This is a genomic window from Ochrobactrum sp. P6BSIII, assembly GCF_014138065.1.
Lineage (GTDB): Bacteria > Pseudomonadota > Alphaproteobacteria > Rhizobiales > Rhizobiaceae > Brucella.
In genome coordinates, this window is record NZ_JACGXB010000005.1 from 242219 (window position 1) to 261615 (window position 19397).

Genomic DNA, 19397 nt, shown 5'->3' on the forward strand with positions numbered 1-19397 from the left:
CTACTCCCCTTTGTGGTTTGAGGTTGGATTGTTTTCGGGCGCAAAACGGTCGATGGCGAAAGCGCCGATCGGCGTTTTCGTTTCTCCGCTCACGGCGAAATCGGCCAGCACGGCTCCGACCCCCGGCCCGGTTTGAAAACCGGCGCCGCAGAAACCGAAGGCGTGATAGAGATTTTTGACCCGGCTGCTTGGCCCGATCACCGGATTTCCATCCGGCATTTCGGCCTCGGTGCCAGACCAGAAGCGGATAACCTGGGCATTTTTCAGGTGCGGAAAGAGTTCGATGGCGCGCAACATCACCGATGACGCCGCATTGACCGACGGACGCGAAAAATCCGGGTTCTCAAGCGGTGTGCCGCGCCCGCCGCCCATCACATAATTTCCACGCGTCACCTGACGTCCGTAAAAGCCGCCACCTTCTTCGCCAAGGCTCATCGGCAGGCGAAGCCGCATCGGCTCGGTCACGACCATGGATGGATAAACGCGTTTCAACGGAACAGGCTCACCGAACGAAGCCGCAAAACGGTCAGACCATGCACCGGCGCAATTGAAGAGCAGACGCGAGCGGATCTCGATCCGTTCACCCGCAAGATCGTCTCCCGCCAGAATGGCAAAGCCGTCGCCGGTCGTCTGCACGTCATGCACTGGCGTATTTTCCAGAACCGTTGCGCCCGCAGCCTTGGCAGCGCGTGCAAAAGCAGGCGACACAAGGCGCGGATTGGCGTGGCCGTCATCAGCACAAAGCGAGGCACCAGCCACATTACCGGGCAGCCATGGAAACCGATCCTTGACCGCATTGCCGCCGATTAGTTCCACCGCAAGGCCCAATGGGCGAACAGTCGCCGCATAGGCTTCCAGACTTGCAAAATGCTCCTCGGTGCGCGCCAGTTTCAAATGGCCGCTGCGGATATATTCACCGTCGATGCCAATCAGCTCCGGCAGCCGCGCCCATATTTCATGCGCGCGCTGGGACAAAGCGATCTGCTCGGGCGCACGGCCCTGCCTGCGCACACCGCCATAGTTGACGCCGCTTGCCTGCGCGCCGCAAAAGCCCTTGTCGAGCAGGATAACCGACAGGCCAGCCTGACGCATGAAAAGCGCTGCGGAACCACCGACGATGCCGCCGCCAATAATGACCGCATCGGCCTGAAGACGCTGGCTCATGACGCAACGTCCTCTCTGGCCGCAGCGCCAAAACCGAGCGGGATCGGCTTGACCGGTGCCTGGGCGCGGATGCGTCCGCCATCAGCGGGTGACGTGTCGCGCATGGAAGCCAGAAGTTCCGCTGCCGCTGCCGAACACATACGGCCCTGACAGCGCCCCATGCCAACCCGACTCAAGGCCTTGAGGCGATTGATTTCCTGCGTGTCGCCTGCGCCGATCACATCCCGCGCTGCGCCAAGGCTGATCTCTTCGCAACGGCAAAGCGTGACATCGCCTGCCACCGTCTGGAACCAGTCGAGCGGAAATGGAAATGCCTTTTCGACAATCAGACGTTCGCGATAAATGCCATCGAGTTTGCGAATGAGACGCTGTTCGGTCCCGTTATCGAATGGCAATCCAAGATCGCGAAGAAGCGCGATAGCGGCCAGCTGACCACGAATTTCGGCGGCATCTGCACCGGCGATACCAGCACCATCACCGGCGACATAGACGCCGATGCGGCTGGTGCGGCCATGCTTGTCCGTCATCGGCAACCAGGCGCGGTCGCGGTCCTCGAAGCGGAAATCACAACCGGCAAGATCGGCAAGCTGCGTTTCCGGGCGGAGCGCAAAACCATAGGCCAGCGCATCGCAGGCCACTTCGTGCTCGCTCTTGCCCGTGCGATAACGCACACCTTCGACATGGTCGTCGCCCAGCACGCAATCGGGCCGAACATCATAGTGGATCGGAACGCCCGCCAGTTTCAGACGCAGGCCGTAATAGGCCCCAAGCGCCACGATGCGCGGCGCGTGCAGCGCCAGATGCGCGAGATGAAACTTGGCAGCAAAGGGCGCCGTATCCAGAACAGCCGCCACTTTGGCGCCTGCATGGTGATACTGCCAAGCCACCAGATAAAGCAGTGGGCCGGAACCCATGAACACGACGCGTTCACCAACGGTGCAGCCTTGCGCCTTGAGCGCAGTCTGCGATGCGCCAAGCGTATAGACGCCGGGCTTTGTCCAGCCCTTGAAGGGAAGCACACGATCCGTTGCGCCGGTTGCAAGAATGAGATGGCTATAGGACAGCTGACCATGCACGCCATCCGTCAGGAGATCGAGATGATCCCCATCGTTGCGCGAAATATTCCAGACCAGCGTTTCCGGGCGATAATCGATAGAGCCGCGCAACGTGTCGAATGTCGTGTGCAGCGCTTCGGCCTTGGGAGCCTCGGAACCATAACGGCTGCGATAGCTGCGCCCGTCATCAATCGGCGGGCGGCGATAAATCTGCCCGCCGGAGCGCATGCCTTCGTCCAACACGACAGGCCGAAGACCAGCCTTGACGAGAATTTCAGCGGCGCGAATGCCCGCAGGCCCTGCGCCGACAATGACGGGTGCCAGGAGAGGGGACGCAACAGCGCTCATATCGAAGGCTCCGTCACAAACGCCATGCCTTCTTCCAGCAATGTTGTGCAGGCGCGCAACCGGCGACCTTCCGCCGTCATGACATGGCAGTCCTGACAAGCGCCGATCAGGCAGAAACCTGCGCGCGGTTCGCCGGTGAATTCGGTATGACGCAGCTTTCCCTGCACCGACAGAATGGCGGTCAGCACGGTGTCGCCACGGCGTCCTTCGCAGGGCACGCCGTCAAGCGAGAAGCTGAGCGGCTGTTCGGCCAGCCGATACCGTCTGCGGAACTGGGCCGCCGAAGGTGAAACCGGGATCGTCATGATCGGATCAGCCCTTGCCTACCAGAAGACGATCGAGGCCGAACATGCGGTCAATGATGATCATGGTGACGGTCGCGACGAGGATCATCAAGGCGGAGACCGCAGCCATCATCGGATCGATGGATTCGCTTGCATACATATACATGCGGACCGGCAGCGTGACCGTCGAGGGCGACGTGACGAAGATCGACATGGTCAACTCATCAAAGGAATTGATGAAGGCAAGCAGCCAGCCGCCCGACAGACCCGGCAGCAAAAGCGGCAAGGTGATGCGGCGGAACACTGTCCATTCGCCCGCGCCGAGTGTCCGTGCGGCATTTTCTGCATTGCGGTCCATGCTGCCGAGCGAAGCGAGTATGAGGCGCAGCGCATAAGGCGTAATCACAATGGAATGCGCGGCAACCAGCCAGACGAATGAACCCGTGAAGCCCATCAGGGAGAACAGGCGCAGGAATGCGACGCCCAGCACCAGATGCGGAATGATCAGCGGCGACAGAAACAGCGCATTGAGCGCATCGCGGCCACGGAAATTATATTGCGCAATGGCAAGCCCGGACGGCACCGCCAGCAATGTGGAAATCGTGGCCGAGAAGAAGGCGAGCTTCACGCTGTTATAGAACGACGTCATAAAGTCGTTATGCTCGAACACAGCCTTGAACCAGCGAAGCGAAAGGCCGTTCCATGGCATGGTCAGCGTGTTTTCCGGGGTGAAAGCCACCAGACACACCACCAGCATCGGCGCCAGCATGAAGATGACGACCAGTGTGTGGAAGAAAAGGGCGAAAGGACCGTTCTTGACCATGGTGCTTACCCCAGTTTCTTCTTGGCCTGCCCTTCGAGCAGGCGATTATAGGCGATCATGATGATGAGATTGGCCACCAGAACGATGATGGCGATGGCTGCACCCAGCGGCCAGTTCAGCTCGATCAGGAATTCGTCATAGACAACGGTAGCCGCCATCTTGAGACGGCGTCCGCCGAGCAGGCCCGGAATGGCAAACGAACTTGCCGACAGGGCGAAGACGATGAGGCTGCCCGAAAGAATGCCCAGCACGGCCTGCGGGAACACCACGCGGCGCAATGCTGTCAGGCGCGATGCACCAAGCGTAAGCGCAGCCGCTTCCACCGACGGGTCGAGCTTTTGCAGCACGGTCCAGACCGGGATCACCATGAAGGGCAGCATGATATGCACCAGACCGATCACAATGGCGGTCTCGCTATAAAGGATCTGCGTCGTCGGCAGGCCGACCAGCTGCAGCAGGCTGTTCACCAGACCGTTGCGTCCGAGAAGCATGCTCCAGCCGAAGGTGCGCACCACGACCGAAACCAGAAGCGGTCCGATGATCACCAGCAGGAAGATGGAGCGCCATGGCTTGCGCATATTGGAGAGAATATAGGCTTCCGGCACGCCAATCAGCACCGTGATGACGGTTGTTATGAGCGCCAGCTTGAGCGTCCGCCAGAAGATCGACAGGTAATAAGGGTCTTTGAGAACCTGCACGTAATTGGCGAGCGAATAGACGTTCTCGATGCCCTTGTCATAGCTGTAGCTATTGAACGACAGCAGGATCGTCAGCCCCAGCGGCAAAAGCACCAGCGCGAAGAAAAGCAGCGTCGACGGCCCGGCCAGGAAAAGCGGCATCAGATTGCGCGCTTCCTTCGGGGCTGCGGATGTATCCTCTGAGATCACGGAAGCCATGCTCAGTTCACCCCTGCGGTGAGGATACGGCAGTCTTCATGGTTCCAGTTGAGGCCGACCTGCGTGCCTTCGGCTGGCGGCGGATTGCCGAGATTGGGCAGTGCCACCGAAAGCGGGCCTGCTGCCGTATTGACCCCGAGCAACCACTGGCTACCCATGAAATAGCGCGTTGCGACTTCACCGGCGATATGGCCCTCGCCGTCATTCACGAGCTGCACTTTTTCCGGACGGATAAACACCGAAACATCGCCGGAAAGCTTGGTTTCGCCCGCCGGGAAGCGGATGGCCGTGCCCGCAAGCGCGATCATCTCGCCCTCGGCGCGCGCCTTGAGGAAGTTGGACTTGCCGACAAAATTGGAAATGAAATGGTTGTGCGGATGCTCGTAGAGCTTGTACGGCGCATCGACCTGCGTGATGAGACCCTTTTCCATGACCACAATGCGGTCGCTGATCGACAGCGCTTCGGCCTGATCATGGGTCACCATGATGGTGGTGATGCCGACGGTGCGCTGAATGCGGCGCAGCTCGAACTGCATTTCTTCGCGCAGCTGCGCGTCAAGATTGGAGAGCGGCTCGTCCAAGAGCAGCACGGGCGGATTGATGACCAGCGCGCGGGCAATCGCAACACGCTGGCGCTGACCGCCCGACATCTCGCGCGGATAGCGATCCGCCAGAGCGCCAAGATGCACAAGTTCCAGCACCTCGCGCACACGCTTTTCGCGCTCGGCCTTGGCCACATTGCGCATTTCAAGACCGAAACTGACATTCTGCGCCACCGTCATATGCGGAAACAGCGCATAGCTCTGGAAGACGACGCCGAGTTCGCGCTTGGCCGGGGCCAGCCGGGTAATATCGCGACCATCAAGCGTGATCGAACCGGCGGTTGGCGGCACCAGTCCGGCGATCATCTGCAAGGTGGTGGTCTTGCCGCAGCCGGAAGGGCCGAGCAGCGAAATGAACTCGCCCTTTTCAATCGTCAGATTGAATTTATCGACAGCCGCGAACTTGCCGTAGTGGCGGGAAATTCCGGAAAGGGTCAAAAAGCTCATTGCGTCTCCCTCTCGGCCTGACTTCCGCAGAAATGTGCGGGGGAGCGGAAGCGCCGTGATGTTGTCTCACGTCGCCTCTTTACAGGGCTGGCTGGCGGGGCGGTCATTCATGCTCGGTTGCGCAGCAACACTTTATTGGCCAGCCGCTTTCGCGGCTGCATCGTTCCCTGAACAACGCCTGAAGCAAAACCGCCGATCCGTTTGCAGCACCTTTTCGGTGCCTTGCCGGACCTTCCCATTGGCGACGCTTTCAGATGGCAGAAAAAATTCTGCGATTACAAATTATAATTTTCAAATCCGGAAGAAATTATATACATCTTTTAAAATACAGAATTTGGAAGCAATTTTATGGATGATATATCAGAGAATTCGAAATCTGGCGCTGCTCTCAACTCAAGTCTGGTGAAGGCAATCCATATTTTGAAAGGTCTGGCCGTCAGCGCCGAGGACGGCGTGCGGCTGATCGATCTGGCCCGCGATCTCGAATTGAGCCAGCCATCCACCCATCGTCTGCTGAAGACATTGATTGCCGAAAACCTTGTCGAGCAGATCGCTGACAAGAAGGCCTATCGCCTGTCGCTGGAGTTTTTCGCCATGGCAGCGCAGGCCCGGCAACGCGACGGAATACTGAATATTGCGCGCCCGTCGCTGCTGCGGCTGTCGACCACGTTCAACGATACGGTTTTCCTGCTGGTGCGCAGCAATTTCGATGCTGTGTGTCTTGATCGTGTCGAGGGACCATTTCCGATCCGCTCCTATACCGGTGATATTGGCGGCAAGGTTCCGCTTGGCATCGGCCAGGGCAGTCTCGCCATTCTCGCCTTCCTGCCGGAAGAAGAGCGCGAAGCGATCATCCGCTTCAACATGCCCCGCATTCTGGACAAGTCCACCATCGACGAAGTTGATCTGCGTATCCTGATCGATGACGTGCGCAAGACAGGTGCTGCAACCTTCAACTTCAATATGATCGACGGCATGGCCGGCGTCGGCGTGCCCATTCTCGACCATAGCGGCGAAGCCGTGGCAGCCTTCAGCGTCGGCACGCTGGCCTCACGCCTGACCGAACAGCGGCTGCAAACCGTCGTGGAACTGCTGCGCCGGGAAGCGGCGATCATTTCCCACAAGATCAGCCCGTTCGATCCGAGCCTGCGCCAGCCCAATCAGGCGCTGGCAAATCGCAGATAGCGGCTAGAAGCTTTACTGCGCGCGGCGCACGGTTTCAGACGGAAGATAGCCGAAACGCTGGCGGTAATCGGCCGAAAACAGGCCCATATGGTTGAACGCCCAGGCCATGGCGATGCGTGTAATATCGCCGGGCCCGGCATATCCACGGGCAAGCTCTGCATGCACCTTGTCCAGCCGCATATTCTTGAACACGCCGAGCGGCGTGTTGCCCCGGACACTGCGGAAGGTGCGGTGCAAGGTACGGGCACTGGTGCCCGTTGCGTCGACAAGCTCCTGCAAGGTCAGTTGCTTGTCGAGATTGTCGAGCATGAATTTTTCAGCGCGCTGGACATAGCTCGGCACCGCGCTCATCATCGGTCTCGCGCGTGGCTGTGTATCCAGCGCCGCCGCAAGCGACGCCATCAAGCTGTCTTCCAGCCGCTCCGACAGACCGCCATGGAAGAAGGCTTCCTTGTCCTTCTCGATCTCGTTCATGACGAAATGCGCCAGCTGATAGAAGGCATGGCCAACCGGGGTGTCAAACGAGACAACCCGCTTGTTATGGGTGAACTGCTCGATGAATTCCTTGCCGCCCAGAATATCGATCTGGGTATCGTTCAGGCTGAAGATCAGCATGCGCGTGGACGGGTGAAACTCAAGGTCGATTGCCGAATGCGCGTCGACCAGCTGGGCATTCATGCCCGACTGATACAGCAGCTCGTCACCGCGCCGGTCGCGCGAAACGAAGATGCCCTGCAACGGAACCTGCAACAAAGTCATATCGTTATGCGCTTCAACTTCGATGCGGGCGTGGCCGCCAATGCGGATCGCCGTCAGGCCGAAGGGCCGCATGCGCCCGTGGGCGACTTCCGTGCGATAGGTCCGGCTGGATTTTTTCGAGATGCGGCAAGGCCGGAGCAGCCCGGACATGGTGTCCTGGAACGAATCGATGGACGGCGAAAGCCGGTGCATATAGCTCGTAGTCAGCATCACGATATTCCCCGTATCTCATTTAGAGAGCATTTTATTTTAAGATTAAAGTATCATGCCGTAGCGAGAGCGCAAGCACCGTGAAAATTTTGCCGGAAAACGCGTTTCTGGCGGTTTCCTGTTAGGGATGGCGATTTGGTGATAGACAGCACCATTCCCGCTTTTATCGTTGGTCCCAGGCGCCAGAGAGCAGCCACGAAAAGGAACCGCGAATGAAAGCGATTATCGTCGGAGGAGGCATCGGCGGCCTCACCATGGCACTGATGCTGCATACACGGGGCATTGATTGCCAGATTTTCGAAGCAGCACCTGAAGTCCGCGAATTGGGCGTTGGTATCAACGTCCTTCCGCACGCCATCCGCGAACTGGCTGAGATCGGTCTTCTGCCAGCACTCGACGCCACCGGCATCCGCACGCGCGAGCTGATTTACGCCACACGGCAGGGCCAGGAAATCTGGCGCGAACCGCGCGGCGTGGATGCAGGCTATGATGTGCCGCAGTTTTCCATTCATCGCGGCTATTTGCAGAAACTGCTCTATGATGCCGTGATTGAACGTCTCGGCCCAGACGCCATCGTCGCCAACCAGCGCTGTGTCGGCTATGCCCAGAGCGAAGGTTCGGCGACAGTGCATTTCGCCGAAGGGTCGAAGATCGCTTCTGCAACTGGCGACATTGTCATCGGCGCGGATGGTATTCACTCCGTCATCCGGCATCAGATGTTCCCGAACGAAGCGGGGCTTAAATGGAACGGCGTCATGATGTGGCGCGGCGCGGTTGAAAGCGACCCGTTCCTTGACGGTCGCACAATGATCGTCGCGGGCGGCTTCACCTATAAGCTGGTGCTTTACCCAATTGCCAAGGGCTCGACGCCCGGCAAAATCCTCAATAACTGGGTCGTCACCTATCGTCCGGGCGCCGACGGTTCGCCTGCGCCGAAGCGCGAGGATTGGAGCCGTCGTGGCACGCATGAAGAGCTGATGCCGCATGTCGAGAAATTCGGCATCAATGTGGTGGATCTCGCCGCGCTGGTGCGGGCAACCGATACATTCTTCGAATATCCCATGTGCGACCGCGATCCAGCCCGCTGGTGGACCGATGGCCGCGTGGCGCTGATCGGCGATGCCGCCCATCCGATGTATCCGGTCGGGTCCAACGGCGCGAGCCAGGCCATCATCGACGCACGCACGCTTGCCGATCATCTGGCCGCCGCCGAACACGGTCGCGCAGCGCTTGCCGCCTATCAGGCCATCCGGCTGCCCGCGACGGCGGAAATCGTCCGGCTTAACCGGCTGGGCGGTCCGGAAGGCGTCATCGATGAGGTCGAACGGCGCGCACCATCCGGTGTTGCCGATCTGGATGGCGTCATCAGCTTTGCCGAACGCGAGGCGATTGTTCGCGGCTATGCCGCAAAGGCAGGCTTTTCAACACAGCAGGTCAACCGGGAAGTAACCCGGGCGACGGCCTGAAAGCTTGCGTCTGAATAGTTTCTAAACGCGCATCTTTTCCGAAAACCGTTTCACACTTTTCGGGATGCGCTCACATGAAAGGGAATCCAAGTGACTGATCTTCCAGCTGGCGTGACCAAATCCGGTTCCTCTGTGGACGGTGTTGTCTGGCACATTCTGGGCCAGACCTATGTGCCCAAGCATGTCTGCGAAAGCTCCATGTCGTGGCATGCAACCTTCCCTCCCGGCACCTTCGTTCCGCCGCATATCCACACCACGCAGGAAGAATTCATCTATGTGCTGGAAGGCCGACTCGACCTGCTGCTCGACGGCAAGGACGCGGTTGCCGAAGCTGGCGATCTCGTCTGCCTGCCGCGCAACATATCGCACGGCATTTTCAACAAATCCGAACAGCCGGTGAAGTGCGTTTTCTGGGTTTCGCCAACCGCAAAACTCTGGGACCTGTTCGTTCGCATCAACAATGTCGGTGATCCAGCTGAAATAGTTCGCGTTGCACCGGCTCATGAGGTTGAATTTTTGCCCGCGCCAGCAGAATAATGCATCCGCCCGGCAGATGTATGGGAGTACATCTGCCGGGTATTAAGCATTTCGAGCAAAAGCGCTTCGCACTTTTGTGTCGGACAATGCGAAAGAAAAAGAAAACAAAGCAAAAATCTGCAATCGAGGTGGAACAATGAAAATTTCGACGAAAGCAGCCCTGGCGCTGCTCGCCGCAACCATGTTGAACGGAACCGCGCAGGCCGAAGACGGCAAGATCAAGATCGGTTTGATCTATACGCTAAGCGGGCCATCGGCCTTGCTGGGCGAACAGTCCCGCGACGGTTTTCTGCTCGCCATGGACAAGCTGGGCAACAAGCTCGGCGGCCTCGATGCTGAAATCATCGTTCAGGACGATGAGCAGAAGCCGGATATCGGCGTCAACAAGGTCCAGCAGATGATCCAGCGCGACAAGGTGGATTTCGTCATCGGGCCGATTTTCTCCAATGTCCTGAACGCAATCGTCAAGCCGGCAACTGAATCCGGTGCATTCCTGATCTCGACCAATGCAGGCACGTCCAATCTGGCCGGCAAGGACTGCAATCCCAATCTGTTCGTGACGTCCTATCAGAACGACCAGATGCATGAAGTTTCCGGCAAATATGCCGAAAAGCAGAATTACCAGCGCGTGTTCCTGATCGCCCCGAACTATCAGGCCGGCAAGGACGCGCTCGCCGGTTTCAAACACTCCTATAAGAACCAGGTCGCACAGGAAATCTATGTGCCGCTCGGCCAGCTGGATTATTCGGCGGAACTGGCGCAGATCGCCGCTGAACAGCCGGACGCGGTCTATGCTTTCCTGCCCGGCGGCATGGGCGTGAATTTCGTCAAGCAGTATCGTCAGGCCGGCCTTGAAGGCACGCCGTTCCTCTCGGCATTCACCGTGGACGAGACAACCTTGCCTGCGCAGCAGGATGCAGCGGTTGGCTTCTTCGCCGGTTCGAACTGGGCGCCGGATCTCGATTCCGCACCCGCCAAGGAATTCGCCGCCGCCTATGAGGCCAAGTTCAAGCGCATTCCGGCGACCTTTGCCGTACAGGCCTATGATGCCGCCATGCTGATCGATGCGGCGGTCAAACAGGTCAATGGCAATCTGGCCGACAAGGACGCCTTGCGGGCCGCCATGAAGGACGCAAAATTCACCTCGCCGCGCGGTGAATTCAGCTTTGGCGACAACCACTTTCCGATCCAGAATTTCTACCTGACCAAAGTCGTCAAGCGCGATGACGGCCAGTTCGCCACGTCCTACGTTGAAACGGTCTTCAACGACTACAAGGACAACTACGCAGCTGAATGCAAGATGTAACCCGGTGGAAGAAGGGCGCTCCGATGAGCCCAGTCTTCTCAATTTCCAAGTCTGAAACAGTTCACGCCAGCCCGTCTGGCGTGAACCGGGCTTCAGTACAACGAGTTCCGGACATCCCCCATGCTCAATCTTTTTCTGCTGCAGTCCCTTAACGGGATTCAGTTTGGCATTTTGCTCTTTCTCGTCGCCGCCGGGCTGACGCTGATCTTCGGCGTCATGGACCTCATCAATCTGGCGCATGGCGTTCTTTATATGGTCGGCGCCTATCTGACCGCGACCTTCACTGCCATGACCGGCAGTTTCTTCTACGGCATCCTGATCGCCCTTCCCGTCACGCTTGTCATCGGCATCGTGCTGGAAGTGCTGGTCTTTCGACGATTATACGAACGCAGCCATCTCGATCAGGTTCTGGCGACTTTCGGCCTGATCCTGATCGTGAATGAACTGGTGAAGATCATCTGGGGCGCAGCGCCGCTCAGCGTGCCGATGCCCGAATCCCTGTCTGGCTCCATCCAGCTTTTTGGAAACCTGCGCTATCCCGTCTATCGCCTGCTGATCATTGCGGCTGGCCTTCTCACGGCGGCAGGTCTCTATGTCCTTGTCAATCACACGCGCATCGGCATGCTGCTGCGCGCCGGAGCAACCAATGGCGATATGGTCTCGGCGCTCGGCATCAATATCCGTCGCCTGTTCATGGTGGTCTTCGGACTTGGCGCAATGCTTGCCGGTTTTGCTGGCGGCATGGTCTCCCCCATCCTCTCGGTCGATCCGGGCATGGGCGATTCCATCCTGATCCTCACCTTCGTCGTCATCGTGATCGGCGGCGTCGGTTCGGTGCGCGGCGCTTTTGTTGCGGCCATCGCTGTCGGCCTCGTCGATACGCTCGGCCGCACCTTCGGGCCTATGCTGCTCCGCAATCTGCTCGATCCGGCCGCCGCTTCCCAGATGGGCCGCACGCTGGTGCCGATGCTCACCTATATTCTGATGGCAGCCGTGCTCTATTTCCGCCCGACCGGTCTCTTCCCGGCACAGGGAGGAACGCGATGAGCGAGATTACCCATAACAGCACCCGCGATACCGCTATGCCGGAAAAGGTCAAAAACCGACCATCGCCTTTGCTGGATGCAGGCCCGTGGCTGGTCTTCGCCGCCTTTGCAATCGTTCCGCTTCTTGCGTCCGCTCTCGGCGACAGCTTTCTTCTGGTGATCGTCACCCGCATCATGATCTTTGCGCTGGCAGCGCTTTCGCTCAACTTCATCATGGGTTACGGCGCGCTCGTCTCGTTTGGTCATGCGGCCTATATCGGGATCGGCGCTTATGCGGTCGGCATCCTGTCCAGCTATGGCATCGATGATCTTATCCTTCAGCTGGTCGCGGCTGTTGTCGCCGCAGCGATCTTCGCCTTCGTCACAGGCTATATTTCGCTGAGAACCAGCGGCGTCTATTTCATCATGATCACGCTGGCCTTTGGTCAGATGGCCTTCTTCTTCATGGTGTCCCTGTCGGCCTTTGGCGGCGATGATGGAATGACGCTGTCGTCGCGTTCCACGCTGTTCGGCAACACGCTGCTTTCCGGCAATCTGGTGCTATTCTATTTCGTGCTGGCGCTGCTTGTCGGGGCGTTTCTCACCTTCCGCATGCTGGTGCATTCAAGGTTCGGTCGCGTGCTGCGCGGAACGCGGGATAATCCGGTGCGTATGCGCGCCATCGGCTTCTCGCCCTTCTCGTTTCAGCTCACCGCCTATGTCATCGCCGGTGTGGCGGCGGCCATTGCAGGTGTTCTGCTGGCCAACCAGATCCAGTTCGTTTCACCTGCCTTCATGAGCTGGCAGCGCTCCGGCGAACTGATCGTCATGGTCGTGCTGGGCGGCATGGGCACGCTGATCGGCCCGGTCCTCGGCGCAACGGCCTTCATCGTGCTGGAAGAAGTACTGGCTCACTTTTCCGAGCACTGGAAACTCGGCCTCGGCCTTTTCCTCGTTCTCGTCGTGCTGTTCAGCCGCGACGGTATTGGCGGACTGATCCGCAAGCTGCGTGGAGGTTCCGATGTCGGATGAACTTCTTCAGGTCCATGACCTGCACAAAAGCTTTGGCGCGCTCAAGGTCACGGACGGTGTCAATCTCACCGTCAAACGCGGCGAAATTTACGCGCTGATCGGCCCGAACGGCGCAGGCAAGACCACATTGATCCACCAGCTTTCGGGCAATCTGAAAAGCGACCGTGGCTCGGTGATTTTCAATGGCCGCGATATTTCCAGTCTCGCCATGCCCGATCGTGTTCATCTGGGGCTTGCGCGCTCGTTCCAGATCACCTCGGTTCTGGAGGGCTTCAGCGTGCTGGAAAATGTTGCGCTGGCCGTTCAGGCGCGATCAGGCTCAAGCTTCCGCTTCTTTCAGGCGGCAAGCAAGGAAGCCGGGATCAACGAGCAAGCCATGGCAGCACTCGCCCGCGTGCGGCTGGACGACCGCGCCCATCGCCGGGCCGGAGCGCTTTCTCATGGCGAAAAGCGCCAGCTTGAGATTGCCATCGCGCTCGCCACCGAAGCGCAGATGCTGTTGCTCGACGAGCCACTGGCTGGCACCAGCCACGAGGAATCCGTGGTGCTGGTCGAGTTGATGCGCTCACTGCGCCAGACCCATACGCTGGTTCTGATCGAGCATGACATGGATGCCGTTTTCTCGCTGGCTGATCAGGTGAGTGTGCTTGTCTACGGGCGCGTGATCGCATCCGGAACACCCGACGCCGTGCGCTCCGATCCGGACGTGCGCGCCGCCTATCTCGGTGAAGAGGAGGCCGCATAATGCTGAAAGTCGAAGGGCTCCAGAACGCCTATGGCCAGTCCCGCATTCTGTTCGGCATCGACTTTGAAGTCGGAGCGGGAGAGGTCGTTACGATCCTCGGCAGAAACGGCATGGGCAAAACCACAACCATCAAGTCGATCTTCGGCTTGCTGCCACCGAAGGGCGGCAAGGTTTTCGTCAATGGCCAGGATGTTACCGGCAAGCCGCCCCATGCGATTGCACGCGAGGGGCTGGGGCTGGTGCCGGAAGGGCGGCAGATATTTCCAACGCTCAGCGTTGAGGAAAACCTGTTGGCCACCCGGCGCTCGGATGCCCGCTCGTCCAAATGGACGCTGGAGAGCATCTACCGGATGTTCCCGCGCCTGAAAGAACGGCGGCGCAATATGGGCAACCAGCTTTCCGGCGGTGAGCAGCAGATGCTGGCCGTTGGCCGCGCCCTGATGACCAATCCGAAAATGGTCGTGCTGGACGAGGCGACGGAAGGATTGTCGCCGCTGATGCGCGAAGAGATCTGGTCCTGCCTGCGCAACATCAAGGATGAGGGCGAAGCGATCCTCGTCATCGACAAGAATGTCGATGCGCTGGCGCGCTTTGCAGACCGTCACGTGGTTATCGAAAAAGGTCGTGTGGTGTGGAGCGGTGACAACGCCGCGCTGTTGAACACCCCGGACATAAAGGAACGTTACTTGCACGTTTGACCGGGAGAACATCCCGAAACAGGCGATGCGCCTTTCGGACAAAATGTCCGTAAAAACAAATAGTTAGAACGGCTACAACGGTTCAGCCTCCACTGATGCCGCTCTAGCAGCCGAACGTAAACTGGCATTGACAGGAGAAGAGCATGCACCCCAGCGCTCATGTGGACACATTCGTTCTGGATAATCTCCCGGCTGCGGAACTTCTACCGGATATCATCAACCTCGACGAACTCGGCTACCCGGAACAGCTGAACGCGACCTATGAACTGGTGGATGCGCATCTGGCAAACGGCAAAGGCGACCGCATCGCCTTGCAGGCGCCGGGCGTGCGCTGGACCTATCGCGATCTTGCCGCCATGATCAACAAGATCGCCAATGTGCTGACCGACAAGCTCGGCATGAAAACCGGCAACCGCGTCATGATCCGCTCGGGCAATAACCCGACCAAGATTGCGCTTTATCTGGCGATCATCAAGGCAGGTGGTGTCGTCGTGGCGACCATGCCGCTTTTGCGCGCCCGGGAGCTGGTCCAGATCATCGACAAGGCCGAGATCAGCATCGCCTTTTGCGATCACGCGCTGATCGGCGAAATGCAAAATGCCGTGGCGCAGACCAGCTTCGTCAAGACACTGGTGACCTGGGAGGACAATGCGGGCGGTGAACTTGGCGCATTGCTGGCCGATGCATCCAGCGCTTTCGATGCAGTGGCAACGCGGGCGGATGATCCCTGCCTGCTCGGCTTCACATCCGGCACCACGGGCTTGCCGAAAGCGACGATCCATTTTCACCGCGACCTGCTGATCATCTGCGACTGCTATGCGCACCACATATTGGACGCGACGGAAGACGATATCTTCATCGGCTCGCCGCCGCTGGCTTTCACATTCGGTCTTGGCGGACTGGTTCTCTTTCCATTCAGGATTGGTGCTTCGACAGCACTTCCGGCAAAGACCGCGCCCCATGATCTGGCGCTCGCCATCGGCGAATATAAGCCGACTGTCTGTTTTACCGCGCCGACGGCCTATCGCGCCATGCTTTCGAAAATTGATCAATATGATCTGTCTTCACTGCGCAAATGCGTTTCAGCCGGTGAAGCCTTGCCGCTCCCCACTTTCGAAGCGTGGAAGCGCGCGACCGGGCTTTCGCTGGCAGACGGCATCGGTGCAACGGAAATGCTGCATATTTTCATTTCCGCGCCGGAAAACGACATTCGTCCCGGCGCGACCGGCAAGCCAATCCCCGGCTATGAAGCACGCGTCATCGATGACAACGGGCAGGAATGCGCGCCCGGCACCCCCGGACGCCTTGCCGTTCGCGGGCCGCTCGGCTGCAAATATCTGGCCGATCCGCGCCAGACCAAATATGTCGAGAACGGCTGGAACATCACCGGCGATACCTATGTCATGGATGAGGACGGCTACTTCTGGTATCAGGCCCGCAACGACGACATGATCGTTTCCGCCGGATACAATATTGCCGGACCGGAGGTCGAGGCCAGCCTGCTCGCGCATCCGGCTGTGGCGGAATGCGGCGTGGTGGCAGCGCCGGATGAGGAACGGGGCTGCATCGTAAAAGCCTATGTGGTGCTGAACGAGGGCTATAATGGCGATGCGAGCTTGCAGGAAACACTGCAACGCCATGTCAAAAGCGAACTCGCACCCTATAAATATCCGCGCCTGATATGCTGGGTTTCCAGCCTGCCCAAGACAGAATCCGGAAAATTGCAGCGATCCGCCCTGCGCGCGCAGGCGGCAACCGAAGCCCGCGCCTGACGCGGCTTCACGCATGAAACATGCAGGAGACTTCAGTGCTTCAAGATTTCGATACCGCCTATGACAACATGAAAGCCATCAGCGATTCCGCCACGTATCCGCCCCGCTGGGCGGAACTGGCCTCCGGCTTTCGCGCAAAAATGCGCGATCAGGGCCGCCTGATCCCTGACATCGCTTATGCCGAGGGTGCGCGCAACCATTACGATCTCTTCCTGCCGGAAAGCACGGCCAAGGGTACGCTCGTCTATGTTCATGGCGGCTATTGGAAGGGGCTGGACAAAAGCTTCTGGTCGCATCTGGCGCAGGGAGCGCTCACGCGCGGTTATCGCGTGGCCATGCCGAGCTATACGCTGTGCCCCGAAGCGCGGATTTCCGGCATCACGCTGGAAATCGGTCGCTTTGTCGACCGGCTGGCGCAGGAAGTGGACGGCGACATTGCGCTGACCGGCCATTCCGCAGGCGGCCATCTGGTCAGCCGCATGGCTTGCGAGAACGCACCCATTGCGGCGGCAACAGCGGAACGGATCAGCCGTGTTCTTTCGATCAGCGGGTTACATGATTTGCGCCCGCTGCTCAAAACCGCGATGAACGACATTTTCCACATGGATGCGGAAGAAGCCGTCGCAGAAAGCGCCATGCTACAGCGCCCACGCGCTGATATTGCCGTGCATTGCTGTGTCGGCGGTGACGAACTGATGGAATTCCGGCGGCAAAATGCGTTGCTGGCAAACATCTGGTACGGATTGGGGACCGAGACCAGCGCCTGGGAAATCGACGGCACGCATCATTGCAATGTGATCGACACGCTGTGCGATCCCGAAAGCCGCGCCGTTAAATTTCTCTGTCCGTAAGGCCGAGAAAACGAAACGCTTTTCGCTTATGACGGAAAGCGTTTTCAGAAATGTTCTATCGGAAGGCCGCGCCGCTCGTGTCCGGACAGGGCAAACCCCGCTGGCTCGGCTTTTGTCCCGCCGCTCATGCGGTTGATCATCACGGCCACTTCGGTTCTGTTATGCACACCGAAACGCTTGATCAGATCGTCGACATAATCCTTCACCGTATGGGGCGAAAGTTCCAGATGCCGTGCGATCTGCTTGTTGGTATTGCCCGCAGCCAGCAACCGGGCGACGGTTGAAAGACGCGGCGGCAGACTGGTCAGATTGGCGCCGGGCGTCTTCGCCGGACGGCCTTCCTGAATATTGCGCAAGGCAAGCGCCGACGAGCGGCACAGCAGTGACACCTGCTCTTCGAGCTGTGTTGCGTGCATCTCGAAACCGGCGGCATAAATCAGCGCCTGAATATTACCGCCAACATAAACCGGACAGCACAAGTTATCGTTGTAGTTCCATCGATAGAGCAGCGTTCGCATCAGCGGCACATTGCCCGCTGCATTCTGGGGCAATCGCGAGCCCGCAACCGCACTGGCATTCTGCACAACTGCCGCAATCATCGGATCTGAATCCGCCAGCCCGTTCTGATATTCGAGAAGAAAGCCGGTGGGCGTGTTGATGCTGTGAAAAAGGCGCGGACGATTATTCTCCAGCAAATAAATCCCAAGCGAGCGCACGCGCAGAACATGCGCCGCAAAATAATCGCAAGCGATTGTAAAATCGTCATAATTACGGCTCTCCGCAACAGAAAGTGCTGCAGAGACCCGCTCGTCTATCGATAGTATTTCCCTGGGCATTCTCTCTCCCGAATTCCCAAGCCCCCCATTCGGGGGGAATGTTTGTTCCCGCTCTTGTTCGTATCATTCCCGCTTACAACGACTAAATCAAGGGGAACCGTTTTGGATACCAGCGTGCACCGGGCTCACACCGCCGACAACTATTCCGCAGTCATTCAGGGCTTCAACGACCGTCTGCAAGCCATTCTACCTTTGATTGAAGAAAAGGCGGAAGAAGCGGAACAACTCGGGCGGATGCATGATGACGTCGTGGATGCGATGCGCAAGGGCGGCTTCTACACGATGCTGTTTCCGAAGGAAGTCGGCGGCGCGGAACTGCGCCCGATCGATGCCATGAAAATCATGTCGGCGCTTTCCTATGCCCATGCCTCATCCGGCTGGTGCACCATGGTCAACAATATGGAAGGCACGACCATGGCGATCTACCTCGACGACGAGGGGATTGCCAATGTGTTCAAGGACGGCGTCGATGTCACCATTGCAGGCAACGGCGTGCCACGCGGCTTTGCCCGCAAGGTCGATGGCGGTTACATGATCCGCGGCAACTGGGCCTATGGAAGCTCCATCTTCCACGCGGAATGGATTCATTCCGGCTGTTTCCTGCTCGATCCCAAGGACCCGAGCGGCAAGGCGTTGCTGAAAGACGAAACTGGCGCACCGCAGATCATCGTCGCGCATCACCCGCGCTCGACGATCCAGCTGCTCGGCAACTGGGATGTGCTGGGCCTGCGCGCGACCGGCAGCTTCGACTATACGCTTGCAACCGATGAAGACCTCTTCGTACCGGATTCCATGGTCTATAGTTTCACGCAATCCGCACCGAAACGCGGTCAGTCGCAGGGCCATCTCGGACTGGCGGGCTACAGCGCCCTCACCCATACGAGCTGGGCCATCGGCGTTGGTCGCCGGATACTCGACGAACTCGCCAAGGTGATCCGCCAGCGGCAGGACCCGTTCGGCAAGAGTGCGGATAGCGCCAGCCTGCGGTTCCAGTTTGCCAATGCCGAAGCCCGCTATCGGGCGGCGCGGGCGCTTGCCATGGAAACATGGGAAGATGTCTCGCAGACCACCGCATCTGGCGGTGTTCCAACCCTCGACCAGATGACGATGGTAAAGCTCTCGCTGCGCTATATGCACGACATCGTTTCCGATGTGGCGACATTTGCGCATCGTGCGGCGCGCGGCGCATCGCTGCACAACACGGCCATGCAGCGTTTCTATCGCGACATTCATTCCGGCACCCAGCATATTCTGCTTGCCGACCAGATCGTCGAGGAATGCGGCAAGGGTCTGCTCGGCCTGCCCGGCCCCGATGCACGGTGGACCGTTTTCGGCATCAGCGAAAACTGAGACCGG

19 protein-coding genes are annotated in these 19397 nt (G+C 58.9%); 11 read left to right on the forward strand and 8 right to left on the reverse strand.

The features are described from left to right. From FHW00_RS09275 to FHW00_RS09300, 6 genes are read right to left on the reverse strand one after another with little or no spacing between them, the layout of a single operon-like run. Positions 1 to 1164, reverse strand: a complete 1164-nt coding sequence (locus FHW00_RS09275; protein WP_078338217.1) for an NAD(P)/FAD-dependent oxidoreductase — start codon at positions 1162 to 1164, stop codon at positions 1 to 3. After that, positions 1161 to 2567, reverse strand: a complete 1407-nt coding sequence (locus tag FHW00_RS09280) for an FAD/NAD(P)-dependent oxidoreductase (protein WP_078338216.1) — start codon at positions 2565 to 2567, stop codon at positions 1161 to 1163. Before FHW00_RS09280 ends, FHW00_RS09275 begins: the two co-directional genes overlap by 4 nt. Beyond that, a complete protein-coding gene (locus FHW00_RS09285; protein WP_078338215.1) occupies positions 2564 to 2872 on the reverse strand; it encodes a (2Fe-2S)-binding protein in 309 nt (102 codons plus the stop codon). Before FHW00_RS09285 ends, FHW00_RS09280 begins: the two co-directional genes overlap by 4 nt. 7 nt (positions 2873 to 2879) lie before the next feature. Next, a complete protein-coding gene (locus FHW00_RS09290; RefSeq protein ID WP_078338214.1) occupies positions 2880 to 3674 on the reverse strand; it encodes an ABC transporter permease in 795 nt (264 codons plus the stop codon). 5 nt (positions 3675 to 3679) lie between these two features. Continuing rightward, positions 3680 to 4570 carry an ABC transporter permease gene (locus tag FHW00_RS09295; RefSeq protein WP_078338213.1) on the reverse strand — a complete coding sequence of 297 codons (891 nt, stop codon included), beginning with the start codon at positions 4568 to 4570 and terminating at the stop codon, positions 3680 to 3682. A 2-nt stretch (positions 4571 to 4572) separates the two neighbouring features. Beyond that, on the reverse strand, positions 4573 to 5619 hold the full coding sequence (locus FHW00_RS09300) for an ABC transporter ATP-binding protein (protein ID WP_078338212.1): 1047 nt from the start codon (positions 5617 to 5619) through the stop codon (positions 4573 to 4575). Between the two features lie 348 nt (positions 5620 to 5967). Between FHW00_RS09300 and FHW00_RS09305 the strand changes: the two genes are divergently transcribed. Further along, on the forward strand, positions 5968 to 6804 hold the full coding sequence (locus FHW00_RS09305; RefSeq protein WP_078338211.1) for an IclR family transcriptional regulator: 837 nt from the start codon (positions 5968 to 5970) through the stop codon (positions 6802 to 6804). A gap of 12 nt (positions 6805 to 6816) precedes the next feature. Here the strand turns inward: FHW00_RS09305 and FHW00_RS09310 are convergent, their stop codons facing one another. Further along, positions 6817 to 7773 carry an AraC family transcriptional regulator gene (locus tag FHW00_RS09310; RefSeq protein ID WP_078338210.1) on the reverse strand — a complete coding sequence of 319 codons (957 nt, stop codon included), beginning with the start codon at positions 7771 to 7773 and terminating at the stop codon, positions 6817 to 6819. A 212-nt stretch (positions 7774 to 7985) separates the two neighbouring features. Between FHW00_RS09310 and FHW00_RS09315 the strand changes: the two genes are divergently transcribed. The 9 genes from FHW00_RS09315 (at position 7986) to FHW00_RS09355 (ending at position 17205) form a co-directional block, all read left to right on the forward strand. Then, entirely contained in the window at positions 7986 to 9239 is a 1254-nt protein-coding gene (locus FHW00_RS09315) for a flavin-dependent oxidoreductase (RefSeq protein ID WP_113534329.1), read from the forward strand. A gap of 90 nt (positions 9240 to 9329) precedes the next feature. After that, positions 9330 to 9776, forward strand: coding sequence for a cupin domain-containing protein (locus FHW00_RS09320; RefSeq protein ID WP_078338209.1), 447 nt, complete (start codon positions 9330 to 9332; stop codon positions 9774 to 9776). 136 nt (positions 9777 to 9912) lie between these two features. Beyond that, entirely contained in the window at positions 9913 to 11082 is a 1170-nt protein-coding gene (locus FHW00_RS09325; protein WP_078338408.1) for an ABC transporter substrate-binding protein, read from the forward strand. A gap of 120 nt (positions 11083 to 11202) precedes the next feature. Continuing rightward, a complete protein-coding gene (locus FHW00_RS09330; protein WP_078338208.1) occupies positions 11203 to 12129 on the forward strand; it encodes a branched-chain amino acid ABC transporter permease in 927 nt (308 codons plus the stop codon). Further along, on the forward strand, positions 12126 to 13139 hold the full coding sequence (locus FHW00_RS09335) for a branched-chain amino acid ABC transporter permease (RefSeq protein ID WP_078338207.1): 1014 nt from the start codon (positions 12126 to 12128) through the stop codon (positions 13137 to 13139). Before FHW00_RS09330 ends, FHW00_RS09335 begins: the two co-directional genes overlap by 4 nt. Next, complete coding sequence (locus FHW00_RS09340) at positions 13129 to 13884, forward strand: ABC transporter ATP-binding protein (RefSeq protein WP_078338206.1); 756 nt, start codon at positions 13129 to 13131, stop codon at positions 13882 to 13884. The genes FHW00_RS09335 and FHW00_RS09340 overlap by 11 nt, the downstream gene beginning before the upstream one ends. Next, entirely contained in the window at positions 13884 to 14582 is a 699-nt protein-coding gene (locus FHW00_RS09345) for an ABC transporter ATP-binding protein (RefSeq protein ID WP_078338205.1), read from the forward strand. Before FHW00_RS09340 ends, FHW00_RS09345 begins: the two co-directional genes overlap by 1 nt. 143 nt (positions 14583 to 14725) lie before the next feature. Then, complete coding sequence (locus FHW00_RS09350; protein WP_078338204.1) at positions 14726 to 16354, forward strand: benzoate-CoA ligase family protein; 1629 nt, start codon at positions 14726 to 14728, stop codon at positions 16352 to 16354. A gap of 35 nt (positions 16355 to 16389) precedes the next feature. Beyond that, entirely contained in the window at positions 16390 to 17205 is an 816-nt protein-coding gene (locus tag FHW00_RS09355) for an alpha/beta hydrolase (protein ID WP_078338203.1), read from the forward strand. Between the two features lie 44 nt (positions 17206 to 17249). Here FHW00_RS09355 and FHW00_RS09360 read toward each other — a convergent pair whose 3' ends face one another. Beyond that, a complete protein-coding gene (locus FHW00_RS09360; protein WP_210276490.1) occupies positions 17250 to 18041 on the reverse strand; it encodes a LuxR C-terminal-related transcriptional regulator in 792 nt (263 codons plus the stop codon). Between the two features lie 114 nt (positions 18042 to 18155). Here FHW00_RS09360 and FHW00_RS09365 point away from each other — a divergent pair, with 114 nt between their 5' ends. Next, positions 18156 to 19391, forward strand: a complete 1236-nt coding sequence (locus FHW00_RS09365; RefSeq protein WP_445557905.1) for an acyl-CoA dehydrogenase family protein — start codon at positions 18156 to 18158, stop codon at positions 19389 to 19391. Positions 19392 to 19397 lie beyond the last annotated feature (6 nt).

Coding starts and splice junctions, on each gene's coding strand:
- FHW00_RS09275 (WP_078338217.1), bottom strand. CDS start 1,164: ATGAGCCAGCGTCTTCAGGCCGATGCGGTCATTATTGGCGGCGGCATC.
- FHW00_RS09280 (WP_078338216.1), bottom strand. CDS start 2,567: ATGAGCGCTGTTGCGTCCCCTCTCCTGGCACCCGTCATTGTCGGCGCA.
- FHW00_RS09285 (WP_078338215.1), bottom strand. CDS start 2,872: ATGACGATCCCGGTTTCACCTTCGGCGGCCCAGTTCCGCAGACGGTAT.
- FHW00_RS09290 (WP_078338214.1), bottom strand. CDS start 3,674: ATGGTCAAGAACGGTCCTTTCGCCCTTTTCTTCCACACACTGGTCGTC.
- FHW00_RS09295 (WP_078338213.1), bottom strand. CDS start 4,570: ATGGCTTCCGTGATCTCAGAGGATACATCCGCAGCCCCGAAGGAAGCG.
- FHW00_RS09300 (WP_078338212.1), bottom strand. CDS start 5,619: ATGAGCTTTTTGACCCTTTCCGGAATTTCCCGCCACTACGGCAAGTTC.
- FHW00_RS09305 (WP_078338211.1), top strand. CDS start 5,968: ATGGATGATATATCAGAGAATTCGAAATCTGGCGCTGCTCTCAACTCA.
- FHW00_RS09310 (WP_078338210.1), bottom strand. CDS start 7,773: ATGCTGACTACGAGCTATATGCACCGGCTTTCGCCGTCCATCGATTCG.
- FHW00_RS09315 (WP_113534329.1), top strand. CDS start 7,986: ATGAAAGCGATTATCGTCGGAGGAGGCATCGGCGGCCTCACCATGGCA.
- FHW00_RS09325 (WP_078338408.1), top strand. CDS start 9,913: ATGAAAATTTCGACGAAAGCAGCCCTGGCGCTGCTCGCCGCAACCATG.
- FHW00_RS09330 (WP_078338208.1), top strand. CDS start 11,203: ATGCTCAATCTTTTTCTGCTGCAGTCCCTTAACGGGATTCAGTTTGGC.
- FHW00_RS09335 (WP_078338207.1), top strand. CDS start 12,126: ATGAGCGAGATTACCCATAACAGCACCCGCGATACCGCTATGCCGGAA.
- FHW00_RS09340 (WP_078338206.1), top strand. CDS start 13,129: ATGTCGGATGAACTTCTTCAGGTCCATGACCTGCACAAAAGCTTTGGC.
- FHW00_RS09345 (WP_078338205.1), top strand. CDS start 13,884: ATGCTGAAAGTCGAAGGGCTCCAGAACGCCTATGGCCAGTCCCGCATT.
- FHW00_RS09350 (WP_078338204.1), top strand. CDS start 14,726: ATGCACCCCAGCGCTCATGTGGACACATTCGTTCTGGATAATCTCCCG.
- FHW00_RS09360 (WP_210276490.1), bottom strand. CDS start 18,041: ATGCCCAGGGAAATACTATCGATAGACGAGCGGGTCTCTGCAGCACTT.